The organism is Bradyrhizobium sp. BLXBL-01 (genome assembly GCF_051853025.1).
In the GTDB taxonomy this organism is placed as follows: Bacteria; Pseudomonadota; Alphaproteobacteria; order Rhizobiales; family Xanthobacteraceae; genus Bradyrhizobium.
Map to the genome: position 1 here is coordinate 5,826,885 of NZ_CP182471.1, position 11,416 is coordinate 5,838,300.

Here is an 11,416-nt window from a genome sequence, read left to right on the forward strand (position 1 = left end):
TTGATGTCGCGCCCGACGGCGGTGAAGTCGAGGCGATTGCCAGAGCCAATATTGCGGTATGCGGCATCGCCATAGTGCAGAGCAGTATCGATGGAAATATGTTGCTGGTCGTCGGGCGGTGAAGCCTGGAGCGCAGCCAGCGTTGACTGCGCTGCAACCAGGGCCGACTCACAGGCCGGCGCCGGATCATCGGGCGCCCGTTCGCGCCGATCATTCGACTATCGCGTACCGGCCTATTTTCATGTGTGCTACTAATTGGGAGGCAAAACGGTAGCGGGAAATGCAGATCATGACTGACGATCAGGTCAATCTCGTGGTTCAGCACCTTTGCGAGCAATTGCACTTGGCGCTCCGATTGAAGGGCAGCGAGGCACATCCGCCAAACGCCAAGGATATTGGATTCGATCCTGCCTCTGTAAGAACTGTGTTGCTGACCGGCTTGCGTTCGGCGGGTTTCACGATCCACCACGAGGCAGCCGGGGCGAGCGAAGAGCCGCCGTGGTCCTAACGCAAAACGTGGGACAGAAGCCCGGGCCAATGTTTCGGTTGGGTCAACCGCGGCCAGCGAGCCGCGAGTCCGACCAATGCCCGTTCTGCCGCCGAACGCGGACGCAAATTCAGAGCGGCCATACTGACGGCCGCCAAGCTGGTCAAACCTGGACGGCCGGCCGAGATCGACTGGGCGCTGGAGCGGCTCGCCACCACCCTGACGCAGGATCTCTCTTGAGGCTGCCTGCGTCGGAAGATCGCAATGCCGGCAGTGGCCAGCAACGAACGATTCCGCCGGCCGTGCGTTGAAAGTCGTGGGCGATTACGAGCTGGGAGCGAAGATCATGCTTCCGCGTGGCGTTTGCCTGACGGCTGTTTTAGTTGGTGCCTCGATGCTGACGACGAGCGCGTCGGCCCAGGGACCCCTCGGACACGGACGAGGTGGACCACCAGGGGCAGCCGCAGCGCCGCCATCAGCACCACCGGCCATGGCCCGTCCGGCAGCACCACCGGCTATGGCTCGTCCAGCAGCACCGCCAGCAATGGCTCGTCCGGCGGCACCGCCAGCCATGGCGCGTCCGGCGGCACCGCCAGCCATGGCGCGTCCCGCCGCGCCGGCATTCCATCCCCCTTCCGCGCCGCAGCGGCCGGCAATGGCGCCACGTCCGGCGCCGCACATCGCATCACCGCCACCGCGCCCGAGCCCACAATTCAGTGCCCCGCGAGCCGCCCCGCAGGTGGCGGCGCCGCGGCGCGAATTCCACCCCCCGCCGGCAGCGCCACAACGTCCGGCCATGGCGCCGCGGCCGACGCCGCATATCGCCACCCCTTCGCGCCCAAGTGCACCCCCGGCCGTGAGCGAGCGATCGGGACCGCCGCGCCAGATGCTTTCGCGCCAATCCGCGGAACGCCAAGACCGCATCGACCGCTTGCAGCAGCGCGTGCAGCAATTGCAATCGCAGAAGACGGAAGACCCAAGGGCGCGACAGCAGCAGCAACGGTTGCTGCAGTCGCAGAGCCGCCTTCTTGAGCGCGAGCAACGTGTCCAACAGCGCTCGCAGCAGGTCGAGCAGCGCCAGCGCGACATGCTGACGCGCCAGACGACGGAGCGCCAGGCCCGCATCGAACGCCTGCAGCAGCGGGTGCAGCAATTGCAGTCGCAAAAGCCCGAAGGCGTGCGAGCGTTGCGCGAGCAGCAACGGACGCTCCAGGCGCAGAACCGTTTGCTTGGCCGAGAGCAGCGCGCGCAGCAAATTGACCTGGCGCGCCAGCAGCGGCTTGGATTGCAGGCCCCGGCGGAGCGCGCTGCGACACTTGCGGCTGCGCAGGCCACCCAGCGCGGCCGGTTTGCCGAGCGCTTCCGCGACCAGGCCCCTGCGCAAGCCCAGGCGGCGCTCGCCGCCCGCCAAAGCGGCTGGGCTCCCCGACAGGCCTGGCGTCACCGTCATCCCGCGGTGTTCGTGGCTTGGCTTGGGCCCGTGTTCTGGCCTTACGCCTATTCCGACATTTTCAACTACACGTTCTGGTCCTATGCCTACGAGCCCGGATATTGGGCGTACGCCTATGACGACTTCGTCGACACCGTGTTCTGGGGCGGTGACGGCCCTTACTCCGCTTATGCCAGCACCTACCCGTATGACACTCCGCAAGCCGGCAGCAGCTACCGCGCGCGCCAGCGCGCCAGCGTGAGCCCGCAGATGCTTCAGCAATTGTGCGCCACACCGGACAAGGGCGTGACCGCCTGGCCGCTTGCCGATATCGCACAGGCGGTGCGGCCGACGCCGGAGCAACGCGCATTGTTGGACGAGCTCAAGACGGCGGCGGCCAACGCTGCCGGTGTGTTCAAGGACTCGTGCGCGGAGACTTATGCACTGACTCCCCCTGGCCGCTTGCGCGCGATGATGAACCGCATCAGCGCGACGCTTGAAGCCGTCAAGATCGTGAGGCCGGCGCTGGAGAATTTCTACAACTCGCTCAGTGACGAGCAGCAAGCCCGCTTCAACGCGCTCGGTCCCAATGTCGGCGAGCGCTCTCCGCGGCAGCAGGAGGCGAGTAGCGAGGGCTGCGGCGATCCGAAGTCCAGCCTGACGCAGCTGCCGATCCAGAGGATCGAAGCCGTGCTCCACCCCGCTGGTAAGCAGAAGGAGGCGCTCGATCGGCTCAGCGAAGCGACGGCGAAGGGCGTTGAGGGCCTCCAGGCGGCCTGTCCGAACGATGCGCCGCTGACGCCTATTGGACGGCTCGAGACGATGCAGCACCGGCTTGAGGCCATGTTGACGGCCGCGAAGCTGGTCGAGCCGGCCCTGGACGAATTCTATGCCACGCTGAGCAGCGAGCAGAAGGCGCGCTTCAACAGGCTGCAACAGGTCGCAGGCCCGTGAGGACGTCGCGTTCTCTCGTTGCATTTTGCGCAGCGGTCGAACGACGTCAGGTGACGTAATCGGTCTCCTGCGAAGGCAACCCCGCGATTGAGGGAGGGATCATGACAGCATTAGCTTCCTCCATAAAACACGACATTGCTGCGGCGTACGCCGCGTGGGATTCAGCATTCAACAAAGCAGATGCCAGGGCTATCGCGGCGACTTACGTGTCAGACGCCAAATTGTTGCCGCCGACGCATCAAGTGATATCCGGTCCGACAGCGATCGAGAGCTTCTTTGCTGGGCTGTTTTCAAGCGGATTCACCGATCACAGGTTAGTCGTCATCGACGCCGGTGGAGATGAGAATATCGTCTACGGCACGGCCCATTGGAGTGCCAACGGTAAGACAGCGGATGGCGCCAGCCAACCTGCAGGCGGGATAGCAACCCACGTGTTTGAGCGTCAGGCAGATGGTTCGCTGAAGCTGAAGTTGCATACGTTCAATTGAGCTGACCGTTGCCTGATGCGGCACGAGGAGGCTTATCGTGGATATCGCGCAATGGCTTCGCGGTCTCGGGCTGGAGCGCTACATAAAGACGTTTCGCGACGCTGAAATCACGTCCGAGATTTTGCCAGAACTGACCGAAGCCGACCTGCGGGAGCTTGGCTTGCCACTCGGCCCGCGCAAGGCTTTGCTAAGGGCAATCCATGCACTCGCTCCGCCGATTGCTCGGGTGGCTGTCGAGGCCAATGGACCTGCCGACTACGCGAAGCCATCGATCCCTTCGGACGCGGAGCGTCGGCAGCTCACAGTCATGTTCGTCGACCTGGTCGGCTCGACGGCACTTGCTTCAGGGCGCGATCCCGAGGAGCTGCGTGACCTCTTGCAGGCCTACCATAACACCGTGGTGGGCGAGATCGACCGATTCGAAGGCCACATAGCCAAATTCCTGGGCGATGGCGTTCTCGCTTATTTCGGCTGGCCGCGGGCGCACGAAGATGAGGCGGAGCGCGCCGTTCGCGCTGGGCTTCGAGTGACCAAGGCGGTCGCATCCCTTACCGAACCGGGTGGTGCAGCGCTCGCCGCTCGCGTCGGCATCGCAACCGGTCTGGTCGTGGTCGGCGAGCTGATTGGCGAGGGAGAGGCTCGCGAGCGCGCAGTCATCGGCGAAACACCAAACCTAGCCGCCCGACTGCAAGGTCTGGCCAAGCCGAGTGATGTGGTGATTGCCGAGTCGACCCGCCGCCTACTCGGCGAAGCTTTCACGTACCACGACCTCGGCACGGTGCCTCTCAAGGGTTTCCCAGAACTGGTGCAGGCGTGGCTTGTCATTGGTGAAGGCGCAGCAGAGAGCAGGTTCGAGGCCCAGCATGGCATGGCAACGACCGCACTGGTCGGACGGAATGAAGAACTTGCATTGCTCCTGGATCGCTGGGAGCGGGCGAAAGAGCGGGAAGGACAGATCGTCCTGCTCGGCGGCGAGGCCGGCATTGGCAAGTCGCGGCTCGTGCGAGCCTTACGCGACCAGGTCGCACGTGTGCCGCACACGCCGCTGAGCCATTTCTGTTCACCATTTCATACCAACACCGCCTTGTATCCCGTCGTTGGCCTCCTTGAACGGGCAGCGGCAATACGGCGGGAGGACGCTTCCGACGAACAGCTCGATAAACTCGAGGCCATGCTTGCTCTTGGTGCGGACGATGTGCATGAGAGCGCGCCGGTTCTCGCGGATCTCCTGGCAATCCCGACCGGAGAGAGATACCCACCCCTTGCACTTAGTCCGCACCAGAAGAAGGAGCGAACCTTCCAGGCCCTTCTGGAACAGATACAAGGCTTAGCGGCAAGACAGCCAGTGCTTGCCGTTTACGAGGACGTCCATTGGGCAGACCCTTCTATGCTCGAACTTCTCGATCGGCTTGTCGACGAGGCGCAGCGACTTCCGATCTTGATGATCGTTACCTTCCGGCCCGAGTTCATTCCGCGCTGGACGGGTCATGGACACGTGACAGCGCTCTTTCTAAGCCGACTGGGACGTAGGCAAGGGGCGGCAGTCGTTGACCGGATCACGGGCGGCAAAATGCTCCCTCAGGAGGTGCTCGAGCAGATTTTGGCCAAGACCGACGGCGTGCCGTTGTTCGTCGAGGAGCTCACCAAGGCCGTCGTCGAATCCGGGCTGCTCAAAGATCAGGGCAGCCGCTATGAGTTGATCGGCCCATTACCGCCGCTGGCGATCCCGACGACGCTGCAGGACTCCTTGATGGCCCGCCTTGATCGATTGGCGCCGGTAAAGGAAGTTGCCCAGATTGCAGCTTGCATCGGACGCGAATTCGGTCACGATCTTCTGCGCCTTGTAACGGCGCTCGACGAGCACGCGCTCCAGCATGCTCTCAATGATCTATTGGCCGCGGAACTGATATTCCGTCGTGGCGCACCTCCGAATGTTGGCTACAGCTTCAAACATGCGCTGGTGCAGGACATCGCGCACGAGAGCCTCCTCAAGAGCAAGCGGCAGCAGATCCATGCCCGCATAGCTGCAGCTCTCGAACAACATTATCCTGCCCGTGCGGAGGCGGAGCCGGAGACGATCGCTCTGCATCTCACCGAGGGTGGACTGGCAGGAAAGGCGGTGGACTACTGGCTGCGGGCCGGCCGTATTGCGGCTGCGCGTTCCGCCAATCTCGAAGCGATCACTCATCTCACAAGGGGACTGGAGGCACTCAAGTCCAATCCACAAGGGCCGGAGCGTGATCGCCAGGAACTCGCTCTGCAAACAGCAATCGGAGGTCCACTGATTGCCATTCACGGATACACGGCTCCGCAGCTTGGCACAGCCTTCAGCAGGGCTCATGCGCTCTGCTATGAGCTCGACGACACGGGTGCCTTGTTTTCCACCCTTAGCGGCAAATTCATCTTCCACTTCGTGCGCGGCGACCTTGCTGCCATGCAGAGCCTCGTTGCCGAAGCGCAGCGCGCCGCCGAGCGCACCGGGCACACAGCACTGGAATTGGCTGCGCATCGTCTGGCCGCGCTCACCGCAATGCATTCCGGTGATTTTCTGACCGCACGCTCGGAGCTCGAAACGATCTTGAGTCGCTATCAGCCAGAGGAGCATCGGCCGCCGCCTGTGCACTACGTACATGACCCGAAGGCCTCGGCGCTACCCTACTTGGCGATTGTGCTTTGGGTTCTTGGTTACCCCGAACAGGCTCAGCGGACTAGCCGTGCCGCATCTCAATACGCCATGGAGTTGAATCAGACGAACCTTACCGCGCATGTGCAGGTCTATGGCGAGGCGGCTCTTGCGGAGCTAATGGGAAACGTGGCGGCCGTACATGCGCACGCCGACGCCATCATCCATCTCGCCGATCAGAACAGCTTGAACTATTGGCGCGTGAGCGGCCTCATCCTGCGGGGCTGGGCAATGGCGCAAGAGGGCAACGTGGAGGCCGGCCTGGCGCTCATGCGCCTCAGTCTGAACGAGCGGAACAGGCTCGGAGCCAGTTGGTACCAGGTTCGGTACTTGTGGATGCTCGCGGCCACCTACCTCCACTTGAGCGACTACGACAACGGCGTCGCTGCCCTTGCCGAAGCAAAGGCCCTTGCCGCGCGCAGCGGCGAGCATATGTGGGAGGCAGAACTTGCATGCATCGACGGTGAACTGCACCGCTTTCGTGGTGCTCCAGCTGACGAGGTCGAGGGGTATTTGCAAACTGCACTCAAGGTCGCGCAAAGACAGAGCGCAAAGTCCTTTGAATTACGTGCTGCAATGAGTTTGGCTCGGCTTTGGCGCGACCAGGGCAGGACGGCCGACGCGCGGTGCCTTCTTGGCCCGGTTTACGCCTGGTTTACGGAAGGCTTCGAAACGCCGGACCTTCGTTCCGCCAAGGCGCTCATGGAGGAGCTTACCCGACCATGATCGCGCTTTTCCAAACTTCAGACGTTGCCACAGCAAGCACACGGGTGACACGGCAACCCTCTACTTGCGTTATTGGAACTGAACACGAGTCAACTCCGCTGTGGGGTCACAAGTAGTCATGCTCTGGACGATCAGCACTCAGAGCCGACCTTCCTTTCATGGGTGCACGGCCTTTCTGACCTCACGCGACGGAAATCGTCGTTGACCCAGCATCACTCGCGTTTGTGATCGATTGAGACTGCTCGGCCTCATTCGAGGCAATGGCGTTGCATTGCTGGAAGTGAGACGACACCGCAAGATCGGCCAGATGATCCCAGTACTCTGCTTCTGCGAGCAGCTTCCACTTGTTCATGCTGTTGTAGGCTGCCTGTTGGCGGCACAATGAGCCCATCGCACGCATGCGTCGCACTTGATCCACTGCGAACCTCCCCTCGCGCTTGCTTGCTTACAAGCGCATTTGTGTTGTCACAGCTTCGCAGATCGAATTGACGAGTGATAGCCCGGTGTTTGGCGGTGAATCGATGACAGCGCAATCGTCTGACTTTTCACCGAACAAAGCGCGCCCCGGCACGCGATCACAACAATGGCCCCGACGGTTGCACGTCGGGGCCATGCAAGATCACCAGGCATGGGTGCATCCGCCGCGCCTGCTGACCGTTGAGGCCGCTGATTACCACCTCCGATCTGGCACAGACTGTGGCGGGGCAGCGGCATCGGGATGATATTCTGCCTGAAAGCTGATGGCAGTCACTACATCATTGGTGGTACTCCCAGCAGCTCGCGGCTTCGCATTCGCAACTGGGGCGATCGGACAGCAAGTCCAACCAATGTCGTTCGATCGCCGAAAGCGGAGGCACACCACCTTCCCGTACCGTTCGATGCAGGTGCGCAGCACCTCGTTCATCGGCTTGCCCAAACGCGTAGTCGATTTGCGATGGCTATCGCGCTGCGCTTGATCTACCTTTTCATAACGGGCGGAGAACGCTCGAGGAGCCCTGCGAGCAACCTCCGACCCAATGACCGATCATGGGTGGAATAGGAGGACATCATGCAGAGCATGGCCACCGAAACCTTCATCGGCAATATGCGCGGCCCGGTTATCAGGCGAATGGATGCCGACTATGACGCCGTGCGGAGCCTCTACAACGGTATGATCGACAAGAGTCCAATGATGATCGCGCGATGCGCCGACGTCGCTGACGTCGTCGCAGCGGTCAATTTTGCAAGGGACAATGATCTCCAGGTCGCGATCCGCGGAGGCGGCCACAATGGGCCGGGCCTCAGCAGTGTCGAAGACGGACTGATGATCGACATGTCGATGATGAAAGGCGTGCGGGTCGATCCCGGCGCTCGTACCGTCCGCGTCGGACCCGGCTGCTCGCAAGGCGATGTCGACCACGCCACGCACATCTACGGGCTTGCCGTGCCGGCCGGCATTGTATCGACCACTGGGATCGCCGGCCTTACGCTCGGCGGCGGCACGGGATACCTGACCCGCAAGCATGGCCTCACCATCGACAATCTCCTCGAGGCGGATGTCGTGCTCGCGGATGGACGCATCGTCACCGCCAACAAGTCGGAGAACGCCGACCTTTACTGGGGACTGCGCGGGGGCGGCGGCAATTTCGGCATCGTCACGAGCTTCCTGTTCCAGGCTCATCCTGTGACGATGGTATATGCCGGTCCGATCTTCTGGGATCTCGAAAATGCCCGGACCGTGATGCAGAAGTACAGGGATTTCCTCCGCAGCGCTCCCGAGGAGCTCGGGGCCTTTGTCGGCTTGAAGACCGTTCCGCCGATGGACCCGTTTCCGCCGGATCATCAGGGCAAGCGCGCCTGCGCCATCATTGCCTGCTACAATGGTCCGACAGAAGACGGCAAGGCGGTCATAGCGGGGTTGCTCAGTGAGCTGCCCCCGCCGCTCTTCAATTGGATGGGCGAAATGCCCTATCCGGCCCTCCAGTCCATGTTCGATCCGTTCTTCCCGAAAGGTCTGCAGTGGTACTGGCGCGGCGATTTCGTGAAGGAACTGACCGACGAAGCAATTGACGCCCATATCTCGCAGGCCCGCAAAGCACCGAGCGCGCTGTCGCTCATGCATCTCTATCCGATCGATGGCGCCGTCCATCGCGTCGGCAAGAGCGACACCGCCTGGAACACGCGCGACGCGACCTGGTCGATGGTCATCGCCGGTATCGATCCCAATCCGCAAAAAGCAGGCGAAATCACGCGCTGGACCAAGGACTATTGGGAGGCCGTGCACCCCTACTCGGCTGACGGCGGCTATGTGAATTTCATGATGGAGGATGGAGACGACAGCAGACTTAAGGCCACTTACGGCGACAACTACGACCGCCTCGCCGCCTTGAAGGCCAAGTACGATCCGACGAACTTCTTCCACATGAACCAGAACATCAGACCGCTGCACTCGTAGACGATCTACCTGCTGCACGGTTCGGGCGCCTCCAAAGTGCTTGTCGGAGCGTTCTCTCGCTTCGAGGAACGAGGGAACGTTGTGGCGCTTGTGTTAACTATACCACCGTCCTGTGCCGCGCGATGCAGGTGCGCAGCACCTCGTCCATCGGCTTGCCCCACCAGTCGTTGGAGAAGATCTCGATCTCGGAATAGCCGGCGAAGCCCTGCGCTTCGACGGCCGCACGTACCGATTTGATGTCGATGACGCCGTCGCCCATCATGCCGCGGTCGTTGAGGATGTCCTTGGTCGGCACCAGCCAGTCGCAGACGTGGAAGGCGAGCAGGCGATCCTTGCCGGCGCGGGCGATCTGGTCCATCAGCTCGGGATCCCACCAGATGTGATAGACGTCGAGCGCGACGCCGAGCATGCCGGTACGCTTGGGATCGAGCCGGTCGCAGATGTCGAGCGCCTGCTTGGTCGTGTTCACGCAGGCACGGTCAGCGGCATAGGCCGGATGCAACGGCTCGATCGCCAGCGGCAGTTTGGCTTGCCTCGCGTAGTCGAGCATGTCGGCCAGCGCGTCCTCGACCTGCCCGCGCGCCGCCACGAGATCCTTCGAAGCCTCGCTGCCCGGCCGAGAATATTGCGGCAGGCCGCCGACGACGAGGACGATGCAGGGCGCGCCCAGCGCCTTGGCCTCGTCGACACAGCGGCGATTGTCGTCGTGCACCTCGCCCCGGCGCGAGGCATCCGAGGTGAACATGCCGCCGCGGCAATAGCCCGAGAGATCGAGGCCGGCCTCGCGCACCGCGCGTGCGGCGCGGTCGAGACCGACGGCGGCGACCTGGTCGCGCCAGGGATCGATGGCACGGATACCTTGTCTTGCACAGGCATCGATGATTTCGACGAGGTCACCCTGCTTGCGGACGGTCGCCGTATTCAGCGAAAGCCAGCGGTGGTCGGACGAAAAATCGCGCATCAGGATTCGATACCGTGGGTGGCGAGCACGGTCTTCATCCGTTGCGTCGCGAGTTCGGGGTTGGCGAGCAGGCCGGCCTTGTCGGCGAGACGGAACAGCTCGGCGAGATGAAGCGTCGAGCGCGTACTCTCCTGTCCACCGACCATGGTGAAGTGATCCTGGTGTCCGTTGAGATAGGCCATGAACACGACGCCGGTCTTGTAGAACCGCGTCGGGGCCTTGAAGATGTGACGCGACAGCGGCACCGTCGGCCCCAGCACGTCGTGGAAGCCGGCCTCGTCTCCTGCCGCCAGCCGCGACAGCGCATAGGACGCCGCCGGCGCAATGGCATCGAAGATGCCGAGCAGCGCGTGGGAAAAGCCTTGGCTGTCGCCGGCGATCAGCTCCGCGTAGTTGAAATCGTCGCCGGTGTACATCTTGATGCGCTTGTCGAGACGCCGGCGCATGTCGATCTCGCGCTGCTTGTCGAGCAGCGAGACTTTCACGCCGTCGACCTTGGCGGCGTTGCCGTTGATGATGGCGACGGCAATGTCCATGGCCTTGTCGAGATCCCCGGTGCCCCAATATCCGGTCAGGGCCGGATCGAACATGTTGCCGAGCCAGTGGATGATGACGGGCTCACGGACCTGCGAGAGCACCCGATCGTAGACTTTCGCGTAATCGTCGGCGTTGCGGCCCAGCTTGGCCAGCGCGCGCGAGGCCATCAGGATGATGCGGCCGCCGACCTTCTCGACCGCCGAGATCTGTTCCTCATAGGCACGGATGACGTCGTCGAGGCTCCTGGCGTCCTCCACTGCGAGATGGTCCGTACCTGCACCGGAGAACACCAGCGCGTTGCGGCGCTTGGCGGCGGCGACCGAGCGCGTGATCAGCTCCAGCGAGGTCGGCCAGTCCAGCCCCATGCCACGCTGCGCGGTGTCCATGGCTTCGGCAACGCCGAGACCGAGGTCCCAGACGTGCTCGCGAAAGGCGATGGTCTTGTCCCAGTCGACGGCAACCGACAGCCAGGGATCGTTGTCCGCGAAGGGATCGGCCACGGTGTGCACGGCCGAGAAGGCGATGCGGTTCAGCGGCCCTTCGAGCTTTGCGGGAAACGGGCGCGAGGCCGCAAGACGATAGGTCTCGATCGAGCGATCGGTCTTCGGCAGCTTGAGCGACAATGACGACATTGGTTGGACTGGCTTGTTCATGATTTCGAACCTCTCCCCGTCATTGCGAGCGAAGCGAAGCAATCCAGAATGCCTCCGCGGCGGC

The 11,416-nt window shown here is 62.7% G+C and carries 10 protein-coding genes; 5 read left to right on the forward strand and 5 right to left on the reverse strand.

Translation table 11 applies throughout. The features are described 5' to 3' along the window. Positions 1 to 289 precede the first annotated feature (289 nt). Positions 290 to 508: a hypothetical protein gene (locus ACNJYA_RS27055; RefSeq protein ID WP_172783998.1), complete on the forward strand. Its 219-nt coding sequence runs from the start codon at positions 290 to 292 to the stop codon at positions 506 to 508. A 494-nt stretch (positions 509 to 1,002) separates the two neighbouring features. On the opposite strand, the gene ACNJYA_RS27060 is transcribed toward ACNJYA_RS27055, so the two are convergent. Then, positions 1,003 to 1,173 (reverse strand): hypothetical protein, encoded by a 171-nt coding sequence (locus ACNJYA_RS27060; RefSeq protein ID WP_439363839.1) that lies wholly within the window; start codon positions 1,171 to 1,173, stop codon positions 1,003 to 1,005. Next, a complete protein-coding gene (locus ACNJYA_RS27065) occupies positions 1,173 to 1,937 on the reverse strand; it encodes a hypothetical protein (protein ID WP_246570623.1) in 765 nt (254 codons plus the stop codon). Before ACNJYA_RS27065 ends, ACNJYA_RS27060 begins: the two co-directional genes overlap by 1 nt. 12 nt (positions 1,938 to 1,949) lie before the next feature. Here ACNJYA_RS27065 and ACNJYA_RS27070 point away from each other — a divergent pair, with 12 nt between their 5' ends. From ACNJYA_RS27070 to ACNJYA_RS27080, 3 genes are all read left to right on the forward strand, one after another. Further along, positions 1,950 to 2,870, forward strand: coding sequence for a Spy/CpxP family protein refolding chaperone (locus ACNJYA_RS27070; RefSeq protein WP_439401008.1), 921 nt, complete (start codon positions 1,950 to 1,952; stop codon positions 2,868 to 2,870). A gap of 101 nt (positions 2,871 to 2,971) precedes the next feature. Beyond that, a complete protein-coding gene (locus ACNJYA_RS27075) occupies positions 2,972 to 3,358 on the forward strand; it encodes a YybH family protein (RefSeq protein WP_172783995.1) in 387 nt (128 codons plus the stop codon). A gap of 37 nt (positions 3,359 to 3,395) precedes the next feature. Continuing rightward, positions 3,396 to 6,767 carry an AAA family ATPase gene (locus ACNJYA_RS27080; protein ID WP_439401009.1) on the forward strand — a complete coding sequence of 1,124 codons (3,372 nt, stop codon included), beginning with the start codon at positions 3,396 to 3,398 and terminating at the stop codon, positions 6,765 to 6,767. Positions 6,768 to 6,948: 181 nt separating this feature from the next. Here ACNJYA_RS27080 and ACNJYA_RS27085 read toward each other — a convergent pair whose 3' ends face one another. Further along, positions 6,949 to 7,185 carry a hypothetical protein gene (locus ACNJYA_RS27085; RefSeq protein WP_172783993.1) on the reverse strand — a complete coding sequence of 79 codons (237 nt, stop codon included), beginning with the start codon at positions 7,183 to 7,185 and terminating at the stop codon, positions 6,949 to 6,951. A gap of 630 nt (positions 7,186 to 7,815) precedes the next feature. Between ACNJYA_RS27085 and ACNJYA_RS27090 the strand changes: the two genes are divergently transcribed. Continuing rightward, the gene (locus tag ACNJYA_RS27090; RefSeq protein WP_439401010.1) at positions 7,816 to 9,201 is read left to right on the forward strand and encodes an FAD-binding oxidoreductase; all 1,386 of its coding nucleotides are present in this window, start codon (positions 7,816 to 7,818) and stop codon (positions 9,199 to 9,201) included. 97 nt (positions 9,202 to 9,298) lie between these two features. On the opposite strand, the gene ACNJYA_RS27095 is transcribed toward ACNJYA_RS27090, so the two are convergent. Continuing rightward, positions 9,299 to 10,162 (reverse strand): sugar phosphate isomerase/epimerase family protein, encoded by an 864-nt coding sequence (locus ACNJYA_RS27095; RefSeq protein ID WP_439401011.1) that lies wholly within the window; start codon positions 10,160 to 10,162, stop codon positions 9,299 to 9,301. Continuing rightward, on the reverse strand, positions 10,162 to 11,352 hold the full coding sequence (locus tag ACNJYA_RS27100) for a dihydrodipicolinate synthase family protein (RefSeq protein ID WP_439401012.1): 1,191 nt from the start codon (positions 11,350 to 11,352) through the stop codon (positions 10,162 to 10,164). The genes ACNJYA_RS27095 and ACNJYA_RS27100 overlap by 1 nt, the downstream gene beginning before the upstream one ends. Positions 11,353 to 11,416 lie beyond the last annotated feature (64 nt).